Genomic DNA, 25,622 nt, shown 5'->3' on the forward strand with positions numbered 1-25,622 from the left:
AGCTATTTCCTCTGATGTGGATCTTCGATCTTTACGTCGTAGGGACCATGTGTCCCCCACTTGAAGGTCAACCGCCATTGATCGTTGATACGGACGTGCCAGGCACCGTCATACTCTTTTAAATCATTACCCGGAGGCGCCTTCATGAAAGCTACCGAGGGTGCTGCGTCGAGTTGAGCCAACTTACGTTCGGCTACGCGCCTGATGTTGACAAAGCGTCGGCTCTTGCCGGAAGTGAAGAGAGCCTCTGTGTCTGGGCACGCAAAGGACTGGATCGACATGCAAAAATAGTATCCGTTATCCGGATAACGGTCAACTTGTTGGCTTTCCAAGCCGCGTGCCAAAACGCAAAAGCCCAACCTGAAAGGTTGGGCTTTTCTCATTCTGGCTCCCCGACCTGGACTCGAACCAGGGACCTGCGGATTAACAGTCCGTCGCTCTACCGACTGAGCTATCAGGGAAAGGAGGCCGTATTATATACGGCCCGTTTTCAGCTGTCTAGGCTGACAGGCAACTAATTAAAAGCCGCCCTTGAACTGCACGCCAAACTGACGTGGCTCGTTGACGAAGCCGGTCAGGTTGTTGAAGTCGATCGCACCGATGATACGCTTGGTGTTGGTGATGTTACGCGCGAAGCCGGCGATTTCGTACTTGCCGCCATCCCAGTTGTAACCCACGCGCAGGCCGCCTTCGGTCATCTCCTTGCCGGTGAACTCCTTCGCTTCATACAGGAAGAAGTTGATCTTGCTGCGGTACGACCAGTCGGTCAGCACGTACAGGTTGCCATCGGCCAGCGGCCAGTTGTAGCGCGCGCTGAAGTTGGCGATCCACTTGGCCGCCTGCGGCAGCGGGTTGCCGTTGATCGAGACCAGGCCGTTGGCGCCGATCGGATCGGTGATGGTGCACTGTGCGCACTTGGCCACGTACAGGTTCGGGTCTTCGATCTTGGTGAAGTTGTACGAACCGCTCAGGCTGACCTTGAAGTCCGGGGTGACGAAGCCTTCGACTTCGCCTTCCAGGCCGCGACCCTTGGTCTTGGCAGCGTTGATCAGCTTGGTGACGTTGGAATTGCCTCCGACCACGGTCAGTTGCTGGTTCTTCACGTCGTAGTCGTACACGCTCAGCGAAGCGCGCGCGCGGCGGTTGAACAGGTCGGCCTTGACGCCGGCTTCATACGAGGTGATGGTTTCCGCATCGGCCACGGTGATCGGCACCGACGCCGAGGCCGCCGCGATCGATGGCGCGCGGAAGCCGGTCGCCACGCGGGCGTAGGCGCTGACGTCCTTGTTGATCTTGTAGGTGCCGCTCAGGTCCCAGTTGACCTTGTTCTTGCTCTCTTCCACCGACTTCGGACCGATCTGGGTCACGTTGACCGCTTCCACGGTGCGGAATTCCTTCTCGTCGTGGGTGTAGCGCAAGCCACCGCGCAGGGTGAAGTCGCTGTTCACGTCATAGGTGACCGAGCCGAACGCAGCGTAGGCTTCGTTGTCCTGATGGCTGGCCAGGTGCGAGGTCTGGGCCTGGGTGGTGCTGTCGAAGTTGTCGCTGAAGCCGTCGCCGCTTTCCTTGAAGTAGTAGACGCCGGTCTGCCAGTTCAGCGGACCCGCGTTCTTCGATTCGACGCGGAATTCCTGGCTGTACTGCTTCAGGCCGCTCAGCCCGCCACCGGTCTGCACCTGGAATGGAATGAAGCCCGGGCCGGTCGGCGTGCCGCCGTCGATGTCGCCGCGGCTGTAGTAGTTGTCCACGCCTTCATAGCCGGTGATCGAGAACAGCTTGACCGAACCCAGGTCCCAGGTCAGGCGCGCGTTGGCGCCGTTGGTGCGCAGGTTCTGGAAGTTCAGGCCGTTGGTGTTGATCTTGGTGAAGTCGTAACCGTCGGCGAAGTCGTTGGTGCCCTTTTTGATGATGTTGGCGCGGAACAGGCGCGCGCTGCCGTCAGTGGTGCGCGAATGCACGTTGAACAGGGCGTTGAAGGTGGTGCTCGGCTTGTACAGGAACTGCACGCGCTCGGCGTGTTCGTTGTAGCCTTCCAGCGAATCGTTCTGACCGGTAAAGGTGTTGTCGACGAAGTCGTCGCGGTGCTGGCGCAGGGTCGACACGCGCATTGCCCACTCGCTCGACAGCGGCACGTTGGCGGCGGCTTCCAGGCTGGTGGTGTTGTGCGAGGCCCACGAGACGTTGTAGTAGCCTTCGACCTTGTCGGTGTTCGGCTTGGCCGATTCAAACTTGACCACGCCGGCCGGGGTGTTGCGGCCGAACAGGGTGCCCTGCGGACCGCGCAGCACTTCCACGCCGGCCACGTCGAATACCGGGAAGCCTTTCAGGATGCCGTTCTCTTGCACCACATCGTCGTAGATCAGCGACACCGGCTGCGAGGCGAAGGTCGAGAAGTCGGTGTTGCCGTAGCCACGGATGTAGAAGCGCGGGAAGGTACGGCCGTTCGACGATTCCACGTTCAGCGACGGCACTTTGCCTGCCAGGAAGCGGATGTCCTGGCCGCCGGACAGCAGCACGTCCAGTTTCTCGTCCTTCAGCATGGTCACGGACACTGGCACGTCCTTGATGTTCTCGGCGCGGCGCTGGGCGGTCACGGTGACGGTTTCCAGCTGCGGCTGGGTGACATCGGTTTGCGCCAGGGCGGTACCGATCGGCAATACGGCGCTCAGCGCCAGTACGCGCTTATGCATCTTCGACAGTTTGATCATTCAAGTTCCCGATTAAATGTAGTGCAAAGAGTTAAAAACAGTGTCTCCTGTTCTCTCTTTTCTTGTCACCACCCGCTCATCTGCCGTGATCGTGGTAGCGCGGGGCAGCCCTGAATCCGCCCGCGGTAGCTAGCAATATTGCACTGACTTTTTTGAAAGGCGATATTTTCCTGGATTGATACCATGTATTGCAAGCTGAATATATCTGAAACGCTATTAACTGTTGGAAATTCGGCTAAGCATATGCAATGACTGAATATTCATAGGGTTAGCCGTGTCACCGGTATGACACAATGGCCATATCGACAAGCTTAACGCAGGGGTGGGAAAGCGAAAGAATTTTCTGGCAACTGTAGGGAAATTGCCACATTCGGCGGCGTGGCCGGCGTTGCACCGGCCACGGCAGCGGGCTCACATGCCCAAGGATTTCAGCAATTCATCGGCGTCGATCGACGACGAGGCGACCGGCTCGGCGGCGGCGTTCTGGGCATCGCGCTGCTGATCCAACAAGGCATCGGGATCGGTGACTTCGCTGGTGTCGAAGTCGTGCAGGCGGATGAACTCGGTGCGGTCGATCGCCAGCTCCAGGTAAAACACATTGCTCTTCTCGGTGTAGAAGCTGACGCGGCGCATTTCCGGACGGTCCAGCGGAGTGTCCACGCTCAGCGTCACCTGCTTGTTCAGCGCCAGCATCTTCGGCTGATTCTGGGTGATGTTGGTCTGCAGTTCGCGGCGCACCTTGCCGGTGAAGTCCCCGACGATCTGGTTCATCAGCTCGCCCATGATGTTGGCCACCTCGTCGGAGGTGTGGGAACTGGCCAGCTCCGACTTCGGCATGCCCATGTGCAGCATGTAGCGCTCGTAGATCTCCATCGCGGTTTCGGCAGCGAAGTTCAGCACCACCAGGCCGGTAAAGCCGCCGTCGAACAGCACGAAGCAGCCGATGTCCGGCTTCAGACCAATCTTGGTAATGCGCTGCACCATGCCGGAATAGTGGAGCTTGCTTTGCGTTGCCACGTTCAACACCCGCGTCACCGAGTTGCACAGACTGACCAGCAAGTCTTCCGTGCCGTAGACAACCGCATCCTTTTCACCGCTCATAATCTACCTCTGTTTGTTGTTCTGTGAATCGAAGGCTCAGAATACCCAGCCGCAAGTATCCCGTCCACTTTAAATTGCAAAATCATGCCGCCAGCGCGCGCAGAGCGGCAATATCGCGACGCGGCGGCGCGCCGAACATGCGCGCGTACTCGCGGCTGAACTGGGACGGGCTTTCGTAACCGACCTGGAAAGCGGCGGTTTCGGCATTGGCGGCGTTGGCGGCGATCAGCCGGCGCGCCTCCAGCAGCCGCAAGCGCTTCTGGTATTGCAGCGGCGTCATCGAGGTCAAGGCCTTGAACTTGCGGTGGAAGGCGGACGGGCTGAGCTGGGCGATGCGCGCCAGATCGTCGATGCGCACCGCCTCGGCGAAGCGCAGGCGCAGCGCATGGATGGCATGCATCACGCGTTCGCCATGCTGCTCGGCCAGCGCCAGCCGCGCCACCGCGCCGCCGTAGGGGCCGGTCAGCAGCCAGTAGCAGATCTCGCGCATGATGGCGGGCTGCAGCAGCGGTACCGCCTTGGGTGTGTGCAGCAGGCGCATCATGCGCAGCGCGCAGTCGGCCAGCGGACCGTCGAACTCGGCCACCAGCGCGCCGCGCTCGACCTCCACCGGCGCCGGCGGCTCGCCCAGGCTTTCCAGCACTTCGCGCATTACGGCCAGGTCCAGGCCGATCACCATGCCGAGAAACGGCGCCTGCGGACTGGCTTCCACCACCCGGCCCAGCGCCGGCATCTCCACGCCCACCAACAGCGCCTGCCCGACTGCGTAGTCGTAGCGCTGGTTGCCGAACATGGTCCACTTGGCGCCCTGTGCCACCACGCACAAGGAAGGGCGCAACACCAGGTGCGCCGGTTGCCGCTCGTGGTTGGAGCGCAGCAGCATCAGGCCGTCGATGCCGGTAATCCAGGGATTTTCGCCGGGCTGCGTGTCGGTGTACTGCAGGATGGCAGCCGCAAGTTCTTTCATTTTATCCATGCTTTGCATGATAGCACGCAGGCAGGAATAGGCAAGAAATGTCATGGTTCCGGCATTCAATTGGGGACGCCCGACGCTTATTCTGCTCACACTACTCACCCACGGGAGCACACCATGACTGCACAATCGAGCAATAAAATCGCCATCATTACCGGCGGCAGCCGCGGCCTGGGCCGCAACACCGTGCTGAACCTCGCCAAGCGGGGCGTGCACAGCATCTTCACTTACCACGCCCATCCGGCGGCAGCCGAGGAAGTGACGGCTGAAGCAGCGAAACTGGGCGCACGCGCCATCGCCCTGCAGCTGGACGCCGGGCAGATCTCCACCTTCGACGGCTTCATCGGCCAGGTACGCGAGGCGCTGGCCAGCCTGGGCGCGGACCGCTTCGACTACCTGGTGAACAATGCCGGCACTTCCCATCACAACGCCATCATCGACACCACCGAAGCGGAATTCGACGCGCTGTACAACGTGCACCTGAAAGGCGTGTTCTTCCTGACCCAGAAGTTGCTGCCATTGATGAACGATGGCGGGCGCATCGTCAACATTTCCAGCGGCCTGGCGCGCTTCGCCCTGCCCGGCAGCGCCCCTTACGCCGCCATGAAGGGCGCGGTAGAAGTATTGACCCGCTATTTGGCCAAAGAACTGGGCGAACGCGGCATCACCGCCAATACCGTGGCGCCAGGCGCGATCCAGACCGACTTCAGCGGCGGCATCGTGCGCGACAACCCGGAAGTCAACCGTCGCGTAGCCGAGATGACCGCGCTGGGCCGCCCCGGCCTGCCGGACGACATCGGCCCGATGATCGCCGCGCTGCTGTCGGACGACAACCGCTGGGTCAATGGCCAGCGCATCGAGGTGTCGGGCGGCATGATGCTGTAATCGCCGGCGCCGTCCCTGCTGATGGGGCGGCGCCACACTTGCGGTTGGCAGCCATGATTGTCGTGGACAATCAGCAATAAGCCAGATTACATTATGATATTAACAATGATCTGCGGCCGCCATGTACAGACACGCGTATGCCTACTTCCTTTTGGCGTTGCTGATCGCGATCGGCGGTTTCTACCCGTCGTTTTTCGGCGCATTGAGCGAGACCGACGCGGTCCACATGTTCCACGGCGTGGTGGCGACGCTCTGGCTGCTGCTGCTGATCATCCAGTCCTGGCTATACGCGCAGCGCCATCTGAGCCTGCACCGGCTGCTGGGGCGCAGCTCGCTGATCGTCGTACCGCTGTTCGTCATTTCGGGGATGATGGTGTTGCACGACATGCTGGCCGGACAGCAGCGCGGTTTCGTCAAAGCCTTCGGCACCATGCTCGGCTTTCTCGATATCACCAGCATCGCGTATTTCGCCTGGACCTATTGCATGGCGCTGGTGCATCGCCACCGTATCCAGCTGCATGCCCGCTATATGGCGTCCACCGCCGCCCTGCTTCTGCCGCCGGCGCTGGCGCGATTGATGGGGGGGCTGCATCTGCCGTTTATCAACTCCTTCATGTCGGCAGTCCACGGCTCGTATTTCGCCTCCGAACTGGTGGTGCTTGCCCTGGTGGCCAGTGATGCCCGCAACGGCGGCATCAAAAAGCCGTATATCGTTTTGCTGATTTTCACGCTGCTGCAACACGCCAGCGTGCTGATCACGCCCAAACTCGGCTGGCTGAGCGAACTGGCACGCGCGTTCGGGGCGATTTAAGCGCCGACGCGTACCTCAGACGGACTGTTGCGCTACTGCCCGACGCAGATGATCTTGGTCGCGTATTCGTGCGCCGCGGATTTTTTCTTTGCCGCCCAAGCCATGGCCTCCTCCGCTTCCGCGATCGTCATCACGGTGGCCTTTTCCTTGTTCTTGATGAAGGAAACGCCTTCGAAAACGCCTTCCTTGCTGCGCATGACGCGGGCGAACACTGGTGGCTTGCTGCTGTCGCTGATTTTGTTCTGCTGAACCAGATAGCGTTGATCTTTGTTTTCCATGGCGGTCGCCCAAAAAAATGTGAACGGAAATGCAAAAAGCCCAACCGGTGATGGCTGGGCTTTTCAGAATCTTGGCTCCCCGACCTGGACTCGAACCAGGGACCTGCGGATTAACAGTCCGTCGCTCTACCGACTGAGCTATCAGGGAATTGAGGCCGAAATTATATCTGGCGATCTCGGTTTTGACCACCCTTGCCGCAACATTTTTTACCGCGGCGAGAGAGGCTCTCACTAAATGAAAAAGCCGCATATGCATGCGGCTTTCTCGTATTCTGGCTCCCCGACCTGGACTCGAACCAGGGACCTGCGGATTAACAGTCCGTCGCTCTACCGACTGAGCTATCAGGGATTAGAGGCAACATTTTATACTGTTTCTTTCACATCAGCAAGACGCGATCGACTGCGGTATTCCTTGTTGCCATTTCTTCTTGCCAAGCTTACAGCGCAGCGCGAAGAAACAAGAGTTTAGAGCACTTTCGCGATCGCGTCAATAACGATGTCGATATTGCGCGAGTTTAGGGCGGCCACGCAGATACGGCCGGTGTCCACGGCGTAGATCGATTGTTCGCGCAACTGGCCCACCTGCTCCTTGCTCAGGCCCGAGTACGAGAACATGCCGACCTGGTCACGCACGAAAGCGAAGTCGTGGCCCTTGGCTTGCAGCTTGACGACGAACGCTTCGCGCATTTCCTTGATGCGCACACGCATGCCGGCCAGCTCGTCTTCCCACAGCTGGCGCAGTTCCGGCGTGGTCAGCACGGTGGCCACCACTTTACCGCCGTGCACCGGCGGGTTGGAGTAGTTGGTACGCACGATACGCTTCAGCTGCGACATCAGGCGCGACGCTTCCTCGGCGGTGGCGGCGACCACGCTCAGCGCGCCGACGCGCTCGCCGTACAGCGAGAATGACTTCGAGAACGAGTTCGACACCAGCAGCGGGCCGCCCGCTTCGGCGAAGCGGCGCACCACGGCGCCGTCTTCTGCGATGCCGGCGCCAAAGCCCTGATAGGCCATGTCCAGGAACGGCACCAGGCCGCCGGCGGTGATGGCGGCGATCACTTCGGTCCACTGGTCCGAGGTCAGGTCGGCGCCGGTCGGGTTATGGCAGCAGGCGTGCAGCAGCACGATGGAACCGCGCGGCATGGCCTTGATGTCGGCGATCATGCCGGCGAAATTGACGCCGTGCGTGGCCGCATCGAAGTAGGCGTAGTTGTTGACCTTGAAACCGGCGCTCTCGAACAGCGCGCGGTGATTCTCCCAGCTTGGGTCGCTGATGTAGACTTCCGCGTCCGGCGCGAAACGCTTCAGGAAGTCGGCGCCGATCTTCAGTGCGCCGGTGCCGCCGATGGCTTGCACGGTGACGGCCCGCTTCTCTTGAATTACCGCGCTGTCGGCACCAAATACCAGTTCCTGCACCGCCTTGTCATAGGCCGCCAGACCTTCGATCGGCAGGTAGGTGCGCGGGGCCGGGGCCGCGATCAGGAGTTCCTCCGCTTTCTGCACGCACGATAGCAGCGGCACTTTACCGTTGTCGTCATAATAAACACCGACACCCAGATTGATTTTGTTCTGGTTGAGGTCAGCATTAAAGGCTTCGGTAATGCCCAGGATAGGGTCGCGTGGCGCCATCTCGATAGCGCTGAACAAGCTTGGATTCGTCATGATAAGATTGGATTCAATGGAAGCGGTTCGCAGCAGATGTATAGACAGCGCCCTTAAAATAAACACTTACGGCCGCTGGCAGGCCATTATTCTAACAAAGGTCTGACACCGATGGCTGATTTAAGCGCCCCTGTAAACCCGCAAGCGACCGTGGTCACGTTCCCGGATTCGCCGTTCCGTTTGCACCAGCCCTTCCCGCCGTCCGGCGACCAGCCGACCGCGATCGAGCAGCTGTGCGAAGGCGTCAACGACGGCCTGTTTTATCAGACACTGCTGGGTGTAACCGGCTCCGGCAAGACCTACACGATGGCCAACGTGATCGCCCGCCTGGGCCGCCCCGCCATCGTGTTCGCGCCCAACAAGACGCTGGCGGCCCAGCTGTATTCGGAGTTCCGCGAATTCTTCCCGGAGAACGCGGTCGAGTACTTCGTGTCCTACTACGATTACTACCAGCCGGAAGCCTACGTGCCGCAGCGCGACCTGTTCATCGAAAAGGATTCGTCCATCAATGAGCACATCGAGCAGATGCGCCTGTCGTGCACCAAGTCGCTGATGGAGCGGCGCGACGTGGTGATCGTGGCCACCGTGTCGGCCATCTACGGTATCGGTAATCCCAACGAATACCACCAGATGATCCTGACGCTGCGCCAGAAGGACCGCGTGTCGCAGCGCGACATCATCGCGCGCCTGATCCAGATGCAGTACACGCGCAATGAGGTGGACTTCGGCCGCGGCACATTCCGCGTGCGCGGCGACACGCTGGACATCTTCCCGGCGGAAAATGCCGACCTGGCGGTGCGCCTGGAACTGTGGGACGACGAACTGGAATCGATCCAGCTGTTCGACCCGCTGACCGGCCGCGTCAAGCAGAAGATCCCGCGCTTCACCGTCTATCCCGGTTCGCATTACGTGACGCCGCGCTCCACCGTGCTGAACGCGATCGAGAGCATCAAGGCCGAGCTGCGCGACCGCCTGGAATTCTTCCGCAAGGAGGGCAAGCTGGTGGAAGAACAGCGCCTGGAACAGCGCACCCGCTTCGACCTGGAGATGCTGGCCGAAATCGGCTTCACCAAGGGCATCGAGAACTATTCGCGCCATCTGAGCGGCGCCAAGCCGGGCGAACCGCCGCCGACGCTGGTCGACTACCTGCCGAAGGACGCGCTGATGTTCATGGACGAGTCGCACGTGCTGGTCGGCCAGCTGAGTGCCATGTACAACGGCGACCGCTCGCGCAAGACCAACCTGGTGGACTACGGCTTCCGCCTGCCGTCGGCGCTGGACAACCGCCCGCTCAAGTTCGAGGAATTCGAAAACAAGATGCGGCAGACCATCTTCGTCTCCGCCACCCCGGCCGAGTACGAGAACGCGCACGCCGACCAGGTGGTGGAACAGGTGGTGCGTCCGACGGGTCTGGTGGACCCGCTGGTGATCGTGCGTCCCGCACTGTCGCAGGTGGATGATCTGATGTCCGAGATCACCGACCGCGTCGCCAAGAACGAGCGCGTGCTGGTCACCACGCTGACCAAGCGCATGTCGGAGCAGCTGACCGAATACCTGGCCGACCACGGCGTCAAGGTGCGCTACCTGCACAGCGACATCGACACGGTGGAACGGGTGGAACTGCTGCGCGATCTGCGCATCGGCACCTTCGACGTGCTGGTCGGGATCAACCTGCTGCGCGAGGGCCTGGATTTGCCGGAAGTGTCGCTGGTGGCGATCCTGGACGCCGACAAGGAAGGCTTCCTCCGTTCGGAACGCTCGCTGATCCAGACCATCGGCCGCGCCGCGCGTAACCTGAACGGCGTGGCGCTGCTGTACGCCGACCGCATGACCGAATCGATGGAACGCGCCATCGGCGAGACGGAGCGCCGCCGCGCCAAGCAGATCGCCTTCAACGAAGCCAACGGCATCGTGCCGCGCGGCGTGAAGAAGATCATCAAGGACATGATCGACGGCGTCTACAGCGAGAAGGAAGCGAAGGAAGTGCTGCAGGTGGCGCAGGAAACCGCCAAGTACGAGTCCATGTCCGAGAAGCAGATCAGCAAGGAGATCAAGCGCCTGGAAAAGGCCATGCTCGATTACGCCAGGAACCTGGAGTTCGAGAAGGCCGCGCAGGTGCGCGACCAGCTGCATCACCTCAAGCAGCAGCTGTTCGGCGCCCCGGGCGCGGACAACATCGCCTGAGGGCTTACGGCGCCTTGACGAATCCGCTCAAGGCGTCGATCAGCTGCGGCGCCACCGGCAGGTCGGGGCTGGCGTAGGATTTCTGCTGCAGCGCCTCGTCATTGCCGACGATTTTCAACAGGTGGTTCATGCCCTCCACCATCACCACCTTGGCGTGTGGCTGAGCGGTCGACAGCACCTTGGCCTCGTCTTGCTGCACCTGCAGATCGGCGGTGCCCTGCAGGATCAGCACCGGCATCTTCAGCGCGGCAATGGCGCTGCGCGGTTCGTGCTTCAGCATCGACATTACATAAGGCTGAACGTCCGGACGATACAGGACCATCAGCGCAGGCGGCACCTGTTTCACTTCCCTGCCCTGCTTGAGCTCCGCCATGATGCGATCGCTCTCGGCGAGCAGCGGTGGCGGCAGTTTTTCCTCCAGCTGCTTGTGCAGCACTTCATCCAAGCCATGGCCGATGCCGGCGATCAGCACACAGGCATCGGCGCCGCCTTGCGCGCAGGCTTCCGACGCGATCAGCGCACCTTCGCTATGTCCCGCCATGACCACGCGCGAGAAGCGGCCATCGGCGCGCAGCTTCTTCAGCCATGCGCTGGCGTCGCCGACGTAATCGTCGAGGCGCAGATCCTTCTCCTTCCACACCGGCAGCGCGCTGGAGCCGATGCCGCGTTTATCGTAGCGCACCGAGGCGATGCCGCGTTTGGCCAGCGCCTCCGCCACCATTTTCAGCGAATCGTTCGGGCCGGGCAGCATGGTGTTGTTGCCGTCACGGTCGGTGGGGCCGGAGCCCGAATGCAGCAGCACCACCGGCACCTTGCCGCTGACGCCATCGGGCGTGAGCTCGGTGCCGTAGATCGTGCCGCCATCGACATCCAGCGACACCGGCCGCTGCGCGGCCAGTGCCGATACGGATACCATCATCAAGGGCAGCAAAAATGTGTAACGCATACTTTTCTCCGGTTCATTGAGCAAGACGTTTGTACAGCAGGATGCACAGCATGAAGGGACGCGCCCTCACGTTTTTCTCCTCGGCCTGGGGGTGTCCGCGCCGGTCAGGTCCATCATCCAGGCCAGCACGTCCCGCAATACGGTGGTGTTCAGGCCATACCAGATGGTCTGCCCTTCGCGCCGGCGCGTGATCAGGTCAGCCTCGGCGAGCACCGCGAAGTGGTGCGACATGGTGGGCTTGCTCATGTCGAAATGCCCGGACAGGTCGCCGGCCGTCATTTCGCCATGACGCAGCAGCCGCAGGATTTCCCTGCGTGCCGGATCGGCGATGGCTTTGAAGGCGCTGTTGTGGGCATTCATTAGGCAAGCGTCTAATTAGACAGTTATCTAAATATAGGCCGATTGGATGAGCGGGTCAAGTACGGCGCTGATGAATTTACAGTGCGCTGCCGTCCTGGTCGAACACGTGCCAGCGTTCCGGCGCCACCCGGATGACGGCGCGCTGACCGTTCTGCCAGCGCGCTTCGGCATCCACGCGCGCGATCAGCTGCGTGACCCCGCCATCCGGGGTCAGGTAGATATGGCTGGCGTCGCCCAGCAGCTCGGCCGCCTGCACGATAACCGGAACGCCTTCCGCATCGACCTCCAGCGCCATGTGCTCGGCGCGTACGCCAAGCGTGATGGTGGCGCCCTGCGTCAGCCCCGGGCGCGTCGTCACCCGCAGCACCGCGCCGCCGGCCACGCGCACCGCCATCTCTGATGCGTCAAGCCGCTCCACGGTGCCGGTCAGGAAATTCATGGCCGGCGAGCCGAGAAAGCCCGCCACGAACAGATTCGCGGGACGCTGATAGAGTTCCAGCGGTGCTCCCACCTGCTCCACCACACCGCCGCGCAGCACGACGATGCGGTCGGCCAGCGTCATGGCCTCGACCTGGTCGTGCGTGACGTAGACCATGGTGCTGCGTAAAGTGCGATGCAGGTTTTTCAGTTCGATGCGCATCTGCACGCGCAAGGCCGCGTCGAGATTGGACAGCGGTTCGTCGAACAAAAACACCTGCGGCTGACGCACGATGGCGCGGCCGATGGCCACACGCTGCCGCTGGCCGCCGGACAGTTCCTTCGGCTTGCGCTGCAACAGCGCTTCGATGCGCAGGATGGCCGCGGCCTGCATCACCTTCTCGCGTATCTGCTGCGGCGGCAGGCCGGCCAGCTTGAGCGCGAAGCCCATGTTGTCGTACACCGTCATATGCGGATACAGCGCGTAGCTCTGAAACACCATGGCGATGCCGCGCTGGGCTGGCGGCACGTGCGTCATGTCCTTGCCGCCGATGCGCACCGTGCCTTCATCGCAGGCCTCCAGTCCGCAGATGGTACGCAGCAGCGTGGACTTGCCGCAGCCCGACGGGCCGACAAACACCACGAACTCGCCATCGGCGATATCGAGGTCGATGCCGCGCAGGATCCGCTGTTGGCCAAAGCCCTTTTGGATATTTCTGATTTCCAGTCCCGCCATACCTTCTCCTTAGCCCAGCACGATCTCGACGACGTGTGATGCGCCGTCGCGCTGCAGTGGAATCAGCGCAGCGCCGTCCTCCGGCGTCAGCGGCGCGCCGTCCATGGACACCGCCACCACGCCGGCCGCGCTCCCCTGCGGATTACGCACGACGATATCGTAACTGCCGCCATCATCCGGCAGGCGATAAACGACATGGAATTCCGGCCACTCGTCCGGTATGCGCGGCGCCAGCACGATCTGGCCGCCATCACGGATGCTGAAACCCAGCACCGATTCCAGGCCGACGCGGAACATCCAGCCGGACGAACCGGTATACCACGTCCAGCCGCCGCGCCCTATATGCGGCGCTTCGCCGTAAATGTCAGCGGCGATGACATATGGCTCGACCTGGTACACCGCGACCGCGGCCGGATCGAGCGCGTGACTGACAGGGCTGATCATTTCCAGCAGCCTGGCCGCGCGATCGCGCCGGCCCGCTTCAGCCATGGCGCGCACCGCCCAGCAGGCCGCATGCGTGTACTGGCCGCCGTTCTCCCGCACGCCGGCCACGTATCCCTTGATGTAGCCAGGGTCATTAGGCGTATTGACGAAGGCCGGCGTCAGCAGACGTATCAGACCTTCCGGCTCCGACACCAGGCGCTGCTCCATCGCGTCCAGCGCCTGCCTGGCACGCTGTTCGGGCGCGACCCCGGAAATCACGGCCCAGGCCTGGGCCAGCGCGTCGATCTGGCATTCGTCGCTGTCCTTCGATCCAATCACGGCGCCGTTGTCGTAATAGGCCCGGCGGTACCATTCGCCATCCCAGCCATCGGCGTTGAGCGCGTGGTCCAGGTGGTCGTGGTAGGCCCGGTAGCTGAGGACGCGCGCCGTGTCGCCACGCCGCTCGCAGATGGGCAGGAAGTCCTTGATGATGCGGGACAGGAAAAAGCCCATCCACACGCTTTCGCCCCGGCCTTCGCGGCCGACGCGGTTCATGCCGTCGTTCCAGTCGCCGGTGCCCATCAGCGGCAAGCCGTGCGCACCCTGGGTCAGTGAGCGGTCCAGCGCGCGGCAGCAGTGCTCGTAGATGTCGCCGCTGGCGCCGGACAACTCCGGTTTCAGATAGACTTCATCTTCGCCGTCTTCCAGCAGCGGCGCTTTGAGGAAGGGCTCCACCTCATCGAGCACGCTCCAGTCGCCTGTGCTGCGCACGTAAAAGGCCGTGATGTAGGGCAGCCATAGCAAATCGTCCGAGAAGCGCGTGCGCAAGCCCTGCTCCATCGGCGCGGTATGCCACCAGTGCAGCACATCCCCTTCGACAAACTGGTGCGCGGCGTGGATGCGGATCTGCTTGCGCGTCAGATCCGGACGTGCATAAATCATGGCACTGGAATCCTGCAACTGATCGCGGTAGCCAAGCGCGCCGCCCGACTGATAAAACGCCGAGCGGCCCCAGATCCGGCAACTCAGATTCTGGTAGGCCAGCCAGCCGTTCAGCATCAGATCGATCGCAGGCGCCGGGGTCTTCACCTGTACCGCGCTGATGGTGTGATGCCAGAACGCGGTGATCTCGTCGTAGGCGCGCTGCACGGCGCCCGGCTGCGCATAGTGCCGCACCAGCTCCAGTGCCGCCTGGCGCTCCACCGTCTCTCCCAACAGGAACACACATTCCATGCTGGTGCCGGGGGCCAGCTCGCACACCACCTGGAACGCGGCGCAAGGGTCGAATCCAGGACCGCTGACGCCATCCAGCCGGGGCGCGCTCAACGCGGCCGGCTGGGCGGGGCTGCCATGCAGACCGATGAACGCCGCGCGGTCCGCGCTGTGGTGCACGACCGCGCCTTCACCAGCCAATGCGGCGGCAAACGTCACGCCGTCGGCGAATACGCCGGCCAGGGGATTGCTGGCCAGCAGCACACCGGCCGCATCGTACTCCGTGGTGACGAAACGGCTGCTGTCGGCCGGCGTACCACCCAGTACCAGGCGCTGATACGAGTACAGCGACAGGCGGCGCACGCTGTCGCCACGATTGGTCACGCGCACGCGCACCAGCTTCACCGGATCGTGACGCGGCACGAACATCACCGTTTCCTGTTCCAGACCGTGACTGACATGGCTGATACGCGTGTAGCCGAAACCGTGCGCGGCTTGGTAACCGGCGCTGGCAGGCACTGGCCCGGGCAACGGCGACCAGTAACGGCCGTTGTCCTCATCGCGCAGATACAGCGCCTCGCCATGCGGATCGCGGATGGGATCGTTGTACCATGGAGTGAGACGGTGCACGCGGCTGTTGCGGCTCCAGGTATAGCCCGCACCGCTCTCGCTGACCAGGAAGCCGAAATGCTCATTGGAGATGGCGTTGGTCCACGCCAGCGGCGGCCGGTGCAGCCCACGTTGCGCGTCCCAGTTCATCCGCACCACGTATTCATGGCCGCCTTGACTGAAGCCGCCATGACCGTTAAAGAAGCGCAGCGCCTCGCGGCCCTCCAGCGCGAACGGCCCATCCGCCGCGCCGGGAGACGCCTGTGGCTGAGGAAGTTCCGCCGCGGCGCCATCCGGATCCGACAGCGCCGGCAGGCCAGCGCGTACCACCAGCAAGGCGCGCAGCGCGACGGCGGCCAGTTCGCCGGCCGCGAAGCTGGCCGCGTCACGCACCTGCACACCCTCCTGCGCGGGCCAGCCCGCGTCCAGCAGCAGGACATTCACCGGCCAACCCAGCGCCGCCCAGTAGCGGCGTGCGCGCAGCAGCAGTTCGACGTCGTCGCGTACCGCGCCCTGCTCGACCAGCACATGGATGGCGGGCAGACCAGCGACAGCCCGCTGCGATGGCGCGGCGCCGGCCTTTGCGCGCAACGCAGACTGACCGTACAACATGGCCGCCGCCAGCCGCTGCGCGTACTCCACCTGGTCGTCACTGAGCCCGGCCCGCTGCCGCATCGCCTGCCCGGCGCCGCGCGCGGCCTGTAACACCGGCAATCCCTCATCGCGCAAGGCCTCCGTCAGCGCCAGCGCCTGATCGCGGCTGGGGGCCGCGCCCAGCAGGAACACCAGCCGCAACTGACCGCCCGGCGCCAGCATCACCCGGCGCCGCAGGCTGAAGGCCGGATCCAGCACGTTGCCTGCCGTGCCGGACAAATCGCCATCCATGCCCTGCGGGGCGCGCAGATCGCGGCCGCGTCCTACGAAGCGGGTACGGTCGGTTTCGAAGCCCGCCTCTTCTCCGCCCGCCGCCGCGTGTACCATCCACAAGCCGGCCTCGCCCTCCCCGCGCGGGCGACGACGCGCCAGCAGCGCACCGCTGGCCGCATCGGGCTCGGTCTGCACGAATAACTTGGAAAAGGCGGGATGCGCGGCCTCGTCGGACTGGCGGTTCAGCACCACTTCCAGATAGCTGGTGGCTTCGAGATGACGCTCCCGATCGGTGAGGTTGCTGAGCAGGATGCTGCGCACTTCCAGGTCGCGCTGCGGATCGACCGCCACTTCCATGCGCGCTTCGATGCCGTTGGCCGTCACGTCGACCCAGCCGACGCCTGGCTCGCCTCCGGCGGCGCGGCGTTCCGCATTGGCGCCGCCAGGCTGCTCGCCCAGCGACCAGCAGTTGCCGCTATCCGCGTCGCGCAGGTAAAAGAAATAGCCCTCGGCGTCTTCAATGCGGTCGCCGCTCCAGCGGGACAGCATGGTGTCGCCGACGCGGCTGAATCCCGTACCGGCGCCGGTCAACAAGGTGGTGAAGCTGCCGTTGGACAGCAGTTGCGCATGACGCATCAATGGCTTGGTCGTATTCATGGTCGTTCTGCAGTTGGGTTGAGGCATACGCCATTGCTGGCGACAATGTCCGCATACAGATATGCGCTGTCTTTCAGCGTACGCTGCTGCGTTTCGAAATTCACGTGAATGATGCCGAAGCGTTTGGAGAAGCCCAGCGACCATTCCAGGTTGTCGAGCAGCGACCACACCATGTAGCCGCGTACGTCCACGCCGCGCGCCAGCGCCGCGCTCAAGGCGCCCATGTTCTTGCGCAGGCAGTCGATGCGCAGCGGATCGCGTATCCGTCCGTCTTCCGCATTGGGCGGATCGTAGAAGGCCGAGCCGTTTTCCATGATGTACAGCGGCGTGTCGCCATAGCGTTGCCTGAAATTGACCAGCGTGTCGGTCAACCCTTGCGGGAAGACTTCCCAGCCGGTTTCGGTGTAGGTGGCCTGCGTCTGCCGTACCGGAGCCACCATTAGTGGCCAGTGCGTGGCTTCGTGACGCACCACGCTGCGCGTGTAGTAGTTGATGCCGATGAAGTCCAGCTTTTGCCCTATCAGCGCGAAGTCCGCGGCCGGCCATTCTGGCCAGGCGTCACCGAACATCTGCTTGAGTTCCGGCGGATAGCCGCCGAGGAAAATCGGGTCGAGGTACTGGCGGTTCATGTAAGCATCTGCGCGCCGTGTCGCATCCAGATCCTCCGGCGACTGGCTGGCCGGATATTTGGGCTCGATGTTGACCACGATGCCGATCTGGTGTCTGCCGATGTCGCGGTAGGCCTTGACCGCGCTGCCGTGCGCGCGCAGCAGGTTGTGGCTGACCAGCGCCGCCTCGTGCAGGTTGCGGTGGCCTGGCGCCAGCGTGCCGTGCATGTAGCCACCGTCCATCACCACCCACGGTTCGTTCAGCGTCGCCCAGGATTTGACGCGACCGTCGAACGCCGCGAAGACGATGCGCGCATAATCCGTGAACCAGTCGGCGATAGCGGGATTGAGCCAGCCGCCGCGATCGTCGAGTGCCGCCGGCAAGTCCCAGTGATACAGCGTCACCAGCGGCTCGATGCCGTTGGCCAGCAGCTCGTCGATCAGGCGGCCATAGAAATCCAGGCCGGCCTGATTGATGGCACCACGCCCCTGCGGCAGGATGCGGCTCCAGGAGATGCTGAAGCGGTAGGCTTTCAATCCCAGCTTCGCCATCAGCGCCACGTCTTCCTTGTACCGATTGTAATGATCGCAGGCGATATCGCCGTTGTCGCCATCGCGCACATTGCCCGGCACCGCGCAAAAGCGCTGCCAGATGCTGGGGCCGGCGCCATCGGCCAGCGGCGAGCCTTCGATCTGGTAAGCGGAGGTGGAGCTTCCCCACAGGAAGTCGGGTGGAAACTGGATGGGCTGGGTCATGGTGTTGGTATCCCCTGTAATTTGATCTGCAGGACAGCAGGAAGGCTGGTGATGATGATCTGGCGTCCCTGCCAGCGCACGGGCTGCCCGTTGAGGGTTGCGGCGCCGGGAGCGCCGGCCCAGGGCCAGGTGTAAATGACGCCACCGGGTGGAATCCGCGCCATCGCATCCACACGCAGCGTCAGGCGCCGGTCCTGTTGCGACAGGCTGTAATCCAGTGGGCCGTAGGGTGTGCGCAAGCCGCGCAGGGCAACGCCGTCGCCGCGCAACCATGCCGTGGGTATGCCTTCCGCCAGCAGCAGCGCATGGTCGGACTCGCGCTCGTAGGCAAAAGCGTCCAGCGCCGCGCGGATGTAGTCGGACGAGATCCAGCCATGCGGCATATCGCCGAGGAAGCGCGGCTCGCGTGCATCGCGGCCCACCACTTCCGCCCACTGGTTCCATGCGCGGGGACGCTGGTCGGCGTAGAAGTAGTCCAGCAGCTGCTGCGCGCGCTCGCGCCAGCCCAGACGAATGAAGGCGCTGACGTTGCGCAGTTCATAGGGCGTGTAGTCTTGCCATTGGCTGCCGCCGTCGCGGCGGCTGCGGAAGAAGTCCCAGTATTTTTCATAGGTGGTGTGCAGCAGCGCCGGCGCGATATGCTGCTGCTCGCCGCCGGGTGTCAGGCCTATCGTGGACGAGGTGGGGTCGAAGTCGCCCAGTTCCGCGGCGCCGGGCAGGTAATCGATGCCATGCCTGCGAACCGTATTGTTCAGCGACGTGTAGAGGTCACGCCGGAAGGCGTCGCGCTGTTCGGACAAACGTCGGCCTGCATCGGCCTGTCCCAGGACGCCGGCGATGTAGGCGGCGTCCTTGTAGCCGCGCATGGCCCAGAAGTCGTCCCAATAGGAGTGCATGGGTTTTTCCGAATATCCTTCATGACTGATCGAGGCCGGCATCAGACCGGCGGGATCGGAACGCCGCAACTGCTCCATGTAACCGGCGGCCGCTTCGACGCGCGGCCAGATGGCTGCCAGCGCTGCCCGGTCCCGGGTGTAGCGGTACAGTTCCGCCGCGAGAAAGATCAGTTCTCCGTGGCTGTCGTTCTCCGGCACCGGATCGGCACCACGGCGGTCGACGCAGCACGGCACCTTGCCGTTGTCGAACTGGTAGGATGCGTACCAGCGCAGGTAGTCGGCGGCGATGTCCGGCTGGCCGAGGCGCAGCAAGGCTTCCGACATCATGGCGCCGTCGCGTATCCAGGAGCGGCGGTAGGAGCGCGTGCCTGGCTGAAGGGCGTGCCCTTCGCGCGTCATCAACATGTGCGCCAGCGAAGAACGCAAGGTGTCGGCCATGTGCCGCCCTTGCGGCGGCACTTGCAATGCGACTCGATTGAGTTTGCCGCGCCATGCGGCGGCCACCTGCTCCTGCTTGCTGGTCAGCCAGGCGATGTTGCCGCCGGGCGGCGCCGCGCCACCAGCCATGGGCAGGACCACGCCCAAGGTCACGCTGCCATGTGGCGGCAAGGTGACGTCGTATCTGAGCGCCGCGGATGCCATGCCGACGTCGTCGTGCACAGCGCGTACGGCATGCGCGGCGGGCGTGACGGCGGCCGCCCGCGGCAGCAGTCCGGCATCGAAGCTGGACAGTGCCACGCCGGTCGGCGGCTCGATCGGATAAATTCTGTCATCGCCATTGATGGCCAAGGCTTTGCCGTCCCATCGCAAATCCCTGATTTCGCTGTAACCGCCGGGCGTGTTGAGGAATTGGCGCGGCGCGTTGACCTGGAACGGGCGAGCGGCCAGCACCAGCGTCAGCTTCCTTGGCATGGCCGTGCGATTCTTCAGCGTATAGCTGGCCAGCAGCTGCGATGCCCCGGGCGCGCCGTCCGCGGCGGCGGTCACGCTCAGGGTCCATGCCGCATGCGTCCAGGTCACGGTGGGCAGCGGCAGGTAGCCGTCTTTCAGGCTTTGGCTGATTTTCACATCGGCCCAGGTATGCAGCTTGCCGCCGTCGCGCACGAACGGCTCGAGCGAATAGCCGCCCTGCCGGGATTCCAGCGCGCCGTCCTCGGAGATCAGCGCACTGTGACCGCCGCCGCCATCGACGCCGACCAGTGTCCAGTATGGCTGCTGGCCGCTGAATCCGCGCGGATACAGCCCGCGCGGTGCGGTGGTGGCCACCGCCGACAGGAACTGATTGGGTGTGGCGCCATAAGCCAGGTCCTTCAGCTCCACCTCCGTCAGCGCATAGCCGTCACCTGGGCCGGCGTGCAGCGACAGGCGGATATAGCGCGCTTCGGATTCCGGCAGCCGCAGCGGATCGTCGCCACCATTGCCGTCCACCACGCGCCGCACGGTGCGCCATTCTGCGCCGTCGTCGGACAGCGCCACATCATAGCGGCTGGCGTGACGACGTCCCTGCCAATGCAGCAGCAGTCCGCCGAACTCACGCGCGGCGCCCAGATCGATGAGCAACTGCTGTTCGCCGGCGAGACTGCGCCAGGCCGTCGATGATTTTCCGTCCACGGCCAGCGCCCCATCGCCGGCCGATGCGCTGGCCACCGGTTGAGGCCAGGCCGCCGGCGGCGGCGGCAGTTCGCGAATCGACAACTGCCGGATGTAGACCGAGCCCTTGCCGCCACCGTTCCCCGCGCTGACCACGAATTCAACGCGGTCGGCATGCGTCAGGTTGCGGTCTTTCGCCGGTCCCCATGCAAAAGCGATCTGGCGCTTCTTGATGCGCACCAATTGCCACTCCTTGGGGAACACATAGTTCTGCTGCTGGAACCACCAGACGTTATCGCCGCTGGCGTCGGTCAGCTTGAATTCGAAATGGTTGTCCGGCGCCTCCGCGCGCACGTAAAAAGAGATCTCGTAATTTTCCGGCAGGTCCAATGGCAGGCTGCGGCGCACGAAAGCATATCCCCCCCTGCCCGCAAAATCGAAATCCAGCCGCAGGCCGCCATCGGCAGCGCTGGCGCGCGATTGCACACCATCTGAAGCCTGCGCCTGCCACGCCGCGATGGACGAAAAATCATCGAGCACGCGCGATGGCGCCGCGCTGGCCGTCGCCATCGTCAGATACAGCAGCAGGACCAGGCGTGCGAACATCATCCCTTGACGCTCCCGACCAGCAGGCCCTGGATGTAATAGCGCTGCAGTCCGAGAAACAGCAACAGCACCGGCAGTACGGTCAGCACCGAGCCGGCCATCATCAACTCATTATCCTGCACGTGCTCGCGCGACAGCGATGCCAGCGCCACCGGCAGCGTGTACAAGTCCTTATCGGTCAGCACGATCAGCGGCCACATGAAATCGTTCCAGGTGCCGAGAAAAGTGAAAATGCCCAGGGTGACCAGTATCGGCGTCAGCAAGGGCAGCACGATGATGCGGAAGATCTGGAATTCGCTGGCGCCGTCCATGCGCGCCGCCTCCAGCAAGGCATCCGGGATGGTCAGCGCGTACTGGCGCACCAGGAAGATGCCGAAGATGCCTGCCATCGCCGGCACCAGCACAGCGCCGTAGCTGTTCACCAGTCCCATATACTTCAGCAGCAGGAACAGCGGCAGCATCGCCACCTGGCTCGGGATCACCAGCGCGCCGAGCATGGTATTGAAAATGCGCTCGCGTCCCCGGAAGCGCAGCTTGGCGAACGCATAACCGGCGCTGACATTGAACAGCAGCGACAGCACGGTCGCCCCGCAGGACAGCAGCACGCTGTTCAGCAGATACTGGCCAATGCCGGCATGACTGAACAGCTCATGATAATTATGCAGCGTAGCCGACTGCGGCAACAGGCGCAAAGGAAAAGCACTGGATTCGCCCGGCGCCATCAGCGATGACGACAACATCCACAACAGCGGGAACAGCGTCAGCACGCCCGCCGCCAGCATCACCGCATTCAGCATCAAGGCGCGCGGCTTCATGCCTCACCTCCCCTGGCGAAGCGCAGCTGCAGCAGGGTCACGCAGAACATGATCGCAAACAGCACGAACGCCACCGCCGATGCCGTACCAAGATTCCACCATTTGAAGCCCTGCTCGTACATAAAGTACAGCACACTGACGGTGCTTTGCACCGGCCCGCCCTGCGTCATCACATACGGCTCGGCGAACAGCTGGAAGTAGCCGGCCATGCTGAGAATACTCACCATCAGCAGCGTCGGTCCCAGCATCGGCCAGGTCACGTAGCGGAACTGCTGCCATGTACCAGCGCCATCGAGTCCGGCCGCTTCGTACAGATCGTCCGGGATGCTCTGCAGTCCGGCCAGGAAGATGATCATGTTGTAGCCGAAGTTCTTCCACACCGCGAACAGGATAATCGCCGGCATGGCCCAATGCGGATCATTCAGCCAGTCCACCGGCGACAGGCCGAGCCCCTGCAAGCCGTAGTTGATCATGCCGTAACGCGTGTGCAGCAGATAGCGCCAGATCACGGCCACCGCCACCAGCGAAGTGACCACCGGCGCAAAGAAGGCCGTACGGAACAGGCCCTTGAACCAGGTCAGGCGCGAATGCAGCAGCAGGGCCGCACCGAGCGAAGCGGCGATCGACAACGGCACGCCGATCACCACGAAGTACAGCGTATTGCCCAGCGCCTGCCAGAACAGCGGCGTTTGCAGCAGTTGGCTGTAATTGCGCAGACCGACGAAGCGCAGGTTGCGCAGATCGGCCAGCGCGTAGATGTCGAAGTCGGTCAGGCTCATGATCAGTGCGGCCAGCACCGGCAGAAAAAAGAACACGCTGATCACCAGCAGCGCGGGCGCGACGAAGCACCAGGCGGCGCGCTGTGTATTCATCGCGCCTCCTTTCGGGCCAGCATCCAGCGGCGCTTTTCCAGAATGTGGTCGGCCTTCGCGTCCAGCAGCTCGGCGGCTTGGGCCACCGTCAGTTCGTTATGGGTCACGCGCTCCGCCACCAGCCGCATCTCGGTGGCGATCTGCTCCCACTCCGCCACCTTGGGCGTGGGCCGCACGCGTTCGAATTGCTGGGCGAAGGCGCGGGCATAGACGTCGTTCGCCAGGCGCGGCAAGGCCCAGTTGCTGCGGCGTGGCGGCAGGTCGCCCGTCAGTTCGTGGAAGCGTGCCATGGTTTCGGTGCGCGACAGGTATTCGATCAGCTGCCAGGCTTCCTTTTTATGCTTCGACGACGACGCCAGCACCAGGCTGGACCCGCCGGCCACCGAAGCGGCCGGACCGGATGGACCGGGCAGCGGCGCCGTCATCCAGCTGTCCTGCTGGCCGGCGGGCAGGCGGCGCTTGAATTCGCCCATATTCCAGGGGCCGCTGATATAGAACGACACATAACCCATGCCGAATTCGTGATACACGTTGGTGATGCGGTTCAGTGGCGCCAGCTTTTGCGCGTACATGTCGGCATACAGCTGCAGGCTGCGCTGAAAGCCGGCGCTGCGGAAGTTGCCATAGCGGTCGCCGTCGCGCAGCAGCGGTTCGTTCTGTTGCAGGGCCAGCGCCAGCAGCGGCTCGAATTCATCGCTGGGCAGCAGGATGGCGTAATTGTCAGGACCGACGATGCGCTTGATGGCTTGCATGGCTTTCATCCAGTCGTCCCAGCTCTGCGGCGGCCGCGTGTAACCGGCGCGCTTCAACAGATCCTGGCGGTAGAACATCACGCGCGTGTCGACATACCAGGGTACTCCCCACAGCTTGCCGTTGACGATATTGGTATCCCAGATGCCGGGGAAGTAATCGTCCTGCCGGACCACTTGCGAGGCTGCCGCGTAAGCATCCAGCGGCGTCAGCGCCTTCAGGATTTCGAACTCCGGTATCCATGTATTCCCGAGCTGAAAGACATCCGGCATGACTTCGCCCGCGTAGGCCGTCAGCAGCTTTTCGTGCGCGGCGGTCCACGGCAGCTGCTGCACTTCGACGTGTACGCCGGGGTGCGTGCGCTCGAATTCGGGGATCAGCGCCGTCACCACTTCCCCCTCCCTGCCCATCGCCCAGAATTTCAGCACCACGCCTTCCTGCTGCCGCTGCGTGCAGGCGCACAGCAGCGACAACAGCATGGCGATCAACGCGCGTCGCGTCATTTGGCCAGCCAGCCGCCGGTGAAGCCGGCGCGTTCGAGACCGCGGCGGACGACCGGATGGCCGCGCATCACGCGCCACACCAGCTCCGTGCGGTAGTTTTCCGTCATCGCGATGATCGGTCCCTGGTCGATGCCGAGATAATCGACATCCACCCAGCCCCTGCCCGGCACCACCTGCCCCTGCGACACCGGCACGTCATAGGTGAAACTCGGATTGAAGGCGTCATAGAAACCATACTTACCGTAGATGAAATCACCGTAGCGCTGCTTCATTTCCAGCACCGCCGGCACCACGATCTCAGGCGCGAACGGCAGCGAGGATGCGGCGGCGGTCGGCGCCAGCGTGCAGTCGTCGTAGGCTTTCAGGCCGCCCACGCCGCGCGCCGAGTAGGTGCGGAACGGCAGCTGGCGGCCGTTGTATTCGAGCGTCTTGTCGACCGGCCCGTCGCTGGCGGTGATGCCCCACACGTTCTGGCCGTAGCCCTTGCAGCCGAGCGGATTCTCCAGCGCGTACGCCTGCTGACGGTAAGTGGCGCGTCGGCTGTTCTCGAAATAGTCGTAGCCGCGCTCGCGCATGTACTGATCGCGGATGCCGCGAAAATCGATCCACACATGGCTGTACTGGTGCACGAACAGCGAGGGGAAGCCCAGGTGTTCCCTGTCGCCTTTGCCCTCCAGGCTCTTGGCATAGGTACTGGTCCACGCCTGCCAGGCATCCGGCTGCACGGCGTGGGTGGGAGAACCCAGCGCCAGCACGTAGATCAGCATCGCCTCGTTGTAGCCTTTCCAGTCGTAGCCATGGAAGCCCGATTCCGGCTCCCAGCCCAGCGCGATGGAAGGCTTGCGCGCCTGCGCCCAGGCCCAGTCGACCCGTTCATAGATCTCCTTCGCCAGCTTGCGGATCTCCTGTTCGCCCGCATCACTGCCATTGAAGTAGGACTCGCAGAACAAGGCGCCGGCCAGGAACAGCGCGGTGTCGATGGTCGACAGCTCCACCTTGTCGTTGTAGCGCAGGCCCGTCTTCATGTCGAGGAAGTGATAGAAGAAACCCTTGTAGCCGCTGGTCTTGGTACCCTTGTCAGCGCCTTGCGGCGCGTTGCGGAAGAAGCGCAGCGTCGCCAGCACGCGGTCGCGCGCCTGCTGGCGCGTGATGTAGCCACGCTCGACGCCGATCGGGTACGCCGTCAGGCCAAAGCCGACCGCCGCCACGCTGGAAAACGACGGCGTCGGATAGCGGTCCGGCACCAGTCCGTTGGCGGGATTAGTGGTCTGCCAGAAAAACTGGAAAGTGCGCTGTTCGATGTCGTCGAAGACGGCCGGCAGCGCGGTGTCGCGCGCACAAGCCTGGCCCGCGCCGATCAGCGCGCAGGCGGCCAGGATGGATGTCAACAGTGGTCG

The 25,622-nt window shown here is 63.2% G+C and carries 19 protein-coding genes and 3 tRNA genes; 3 read left to right on the forward strand and 19 right to left on the reverse strand.

Going from position 1 to position 25,622, the window contains the following annotated elements:
- Positions 1 to 2 precede the first annotated feature (2 nt).
- From E4L98_RS27935 to E4L98_RS27955, 5 genes are all read right to left on the reverse strand, one after another.
- Positions 3 to 383 carry a type II toxin-antitoxin system RelE/ParE family toxin gene (locus E4L98_RS27935; protein ID WP_135204810.1) on the reverse strand — a complete coding sequence of 127 codons (381 nt, stop codon included), beginning with the start codon at positions 381 to 383 and terminating at the stop codon, positions 3 to 5.
- A 2-nt stretch (positions 384 to 385) separates the two neighbouring features.
- Positions 386 to 461: transfer RNA gene (locus tag E4L98_RS27940), tRNA-Asn, on the reverse strand.
- Positions 462 to 518: 57 nt separating this feature from the next.
- The gene (locus E4L98_RS27945) at positions 519 to 2,708 is read right to left on the reverse strand and encodes a TonB-dependent receptor (protein ID WP_135204811.1); all 2,190 of its coding nucleotides are present in this window, start codon (positions 2,706 to 2,708) and stop codon (positions 519 to 521) included.
- 411 nt (positions 2,709 to 3,119) lie between these two features.
- Complete coding sequence (locus E4L98_RS27950) at positions 3,120 to 3,809, reverse strand: DUF3334 family protein (protein ID WP_135204812.1); 690 nt, start codon at positions 3,807 to 3,809, stop codon at positions 3,120 to 3,122.
- Positions 3,810 to 3,891: 82 nt separating this feature from the next.
- Positions 3,892 to 4,776: an AraC family transcriptional regulator gene (locus E4L98_RS27955; RefSeq protein ID WP_135204813.1), complete on the reverse strand. Its 885-nt coding sequence runs from the start codon at positions 4,774 to 4,776 to the stop codon at positions 3,892 to 3,894.
- A 123-nt stretch (positions 4,777 to 4,899) separates the two neighbouring features.
- Here E4L98_RS27955 and E4L98_RS27960 point away from each other — a divergent pair, with 123 nt between their 5' ends.
- Both E4L98_RS27960 and E4L98_RS27965 read left to right on the forward strand, forming a co-directional pair.
- Positions 4,900 to 5,667: an SDR family NAD(P)-dependent oxidoreductase gene (locus E4L98_RS27960; RefSeq protein ID WP_135204814.1), complete on the forward strand. Its 768-nt coding sequence runs from the start codon at positions 4,900 to 4,902 to the stop codon at positions 5,665 to 5,667.
- Positions 5,668 to 5,818: 151 nt separating this feature from the next.
- On the forward strand, positions 5,819 to 6,478 hold the full coding sequence (locus E4L98_RS27965; protein ID WP_135204815.1) for a hypothetical protein: 660 nt from the start codon (positions 5,819 to 5,821) through the stop codon (positions 6,476 to 6,478).
- 32 nt (positions 6,479 to 6,510) lie between these two features.
- Here E4L98_RS27965 and E4L98_RS27970 read toward each other — a convergent pair whose 3' ends face one another.
- The 4 genes from E4L98_RS27970 to E4L98_RS27985 all read right to left on the reverse strand — a co-directional run bounded on the left by E4L98_RS27970 (position 6,511) and on the right by E4L98_RS27985 (position 8,418).
- Positions 6,511 to 6,756, reverse strand: a complete 246-nt coding sequence (locus tag E4L98_RS27970) for a hypothetical protein (protein WP_135204816.1) — start codon at positions 6,754 to 6,756, stop codon at positions 6,511 to 6,513.
- A 72-nt stretch (positions 6,757 to 6,828) separates the two neighbouring features.
- Positions 6,829 to 6,904, reverse strand: a tRNA-Asn gene (locus E4L98_RS27975).
- Between the two features lie 125 nt (positions 6,905 to 7,029).
- Positions 7,030 to 7,105 (reverse strand) — tRNA-Asn (locus E4L98_RS27980).
- A 116-nt stretch (positions 7,106 to 7,221) separates the two neighbouring features.
- On the reverse strand, positions 7,222 to 8,418 hold the full coding sequence (locus E4L98_RS27985; protein WP_205746855.1) for an amino acid aminotransferase: 1,197 nt from the start codon (positions 8,416 to 8,418) through the stop codon (positions 7,222 to 7,224).
- A gap of 111 nt (positions 8,419 to 8,529) precedes the next feature.
- On the opposite strand from E4L98_RS27985, the gene uvrB reads away from it, so the two are divergent.
- Positions 8,530 to 10,602: an excinuclease ABC subunit UvrB gene (gene uvrB, locus E4L98_RS27990; RefSeq protein WP_135204817.1), complete on the forward strand. Its 2,073-nt coding sequence runs from the start codon at positions 8,530 to 8,532 to the stop codon at positions 10,600 to 10,602.
- Between the two features lie 4 nt (positions 10,603 to 10,606).
- On the opposite strand, the gene E4L98_RS27995 is transcribed toward uvrB, so the two are convergent.
- The 10 genes from E4L98_RS27995 to E4L98_RS28040 all read right to left on the reverse strand — a co-directional run bounded on the left by E4L98_RS27995 (position 10,607) and on the right by E4L98_RS28040 (position 25,613).
- Complete coding sequence (locus tag E4L98_RS27995; RefSeq protein ID WP_135204818.1) at positions 10,607 to 11,548, reverse strand: alpha/beta hydrolase; 942 nt, start codon at positions 11,546 to 11,548, stop codon at positions 10,607 to 10,609.
- Positions 11,549 to 11,614: 66 nt separating this feature from the next.
- The gene (locus tag E4L98_RS28000) at positions 11,615 to 11,908 is read right to left on the reverse strand and encodes an autorepressor SdpR family transcription factor (protein WP_135204819.1); all 294 of its coding nucleotides are present in this window, start codon (positions 11,906 to 11,908) and stop codon (positions 11,615 to 11,617) included.
- Positions 11,909 to 11,984: 76 nt separating this feature from the next.
- A complete protein-coding gene (locus E4L98_RS28005; protein WP_135204820.1) occupies positions 11,985 to 13,061 on the reverse strand; it encodes an ABC transporter ATP-binding protein in 1,077 nt (358 codons plus the stop codon).
- 9 nt (positions 13,062 to 13,070) lie between these two features.
- Positions 13,071 to 16,829: a GH36-type glycosyl hydrolase domain-containing protein gene (locus E4L98_RS31120; protein WP_167761470.1), complete on the reverse strand. Its 3,759-nt coding sequence runs from the start codon at positions 16,827 to 16,829 to the stop codon at positions 13,071 to 13,073.
- Positions 16,826 to 18,193 (reverse strand): GH1 family beta-glucosidase, encoded by a 1,368-nt coding sequence (locus E4L98_RS28015; protein ID WP_135204822.1) that lies wholly within the window; start codon positions 18,191 to 18,193, stop codon positions 16,826 to 16,828. The genes E4L98_RS31120 and E4L98_RS28015 overlap by 4 nt, the downstream gene beginning before the upstream one ends.
- Positions 18,190 to 21,288, reverse strand: coding sequence for a discoidin domain-containing protein (locus tag E4L98_RS28020; RefSeq protein ID WP_135204823.1), 3,099 nt, complete (start codon positions 21,286 to 21,288; stop codon positions 18,190 to 18,192). Before E4L98_RS28020 ends, E4L98_RS28015 begins: the two co-directional genes overlap by 4 nt.
- Positions 21,285 to 22,100 (reverse strand): carbohydrate ABC transporter permease, encoded by an 816-nt coding sequence (locus tag E4L98_RS28025; protein ID WP_135204824.1) that lies wholly within the window; start codon positions 22,098 to 22,100, stop codon positions 21,285 to 21,287. The genes E4L98_RS28020 and E4L98_RS28025 overlap by 4 nt, the downstream gene beginning before the upstream one ends.
- Positions 22,097 to 22,972 carry a carbohydrate ABC transporter permease gene (locus E4L98_RS28030; RefSeq protein ID WP_135204825.1) on the reverse strand — a complete coding sequence of 292 codons (876 nt, stop codon included), beginning with the start codon at positions 22,970 to 22,972 and terminating at the stop codon, positions 22,097 to 22,099. The genes E4L98_RS28025 and E4L98_RS28030 overlap by 4 nt, the downstream gene beginning before the upstream one ends.
- A complete protein-coding gene (locus E4L98_RS28035) occupies positions 22,969 to 24,225 on the reverse strand; it encodes a sugar ABC transporter substrate-binding protein (protein WP_205746857.1) in 1,257 nt (418 codons plus the stop codon). The genes E4L98_RS28030 and E4L98_RS28035 overlap by 4 nt, the downstream gene beginning before the upstream one ends.
- Complete coding sequence (locus E4L98_RS28040; protein WP_229257609.1) at positions 24,222 to 25,613, reverse strand: glucoamylase family protein; 1,392 nt, start codon at positions 25,611 to 25,613, stop codon at positions 24,222 to 24,224. The genes E4L98_RS28035 and E4L98_RS28040 overlap by 4 nt, the downstream gene beginning before the upstream one ends.
- Positions 25,614 to 25,622: the final 9 nt, after the last annotated feature.

Origin of the sequence: Duganella callida (assembly GCF_004614165.1) — a bacterium.
Lineage (GTDB): Bacteria > Pseudomonadota > Gammaproteobacteria > Burkholderiales > Burkholderiaceae_D > Rugamonas > Rugamonas callida.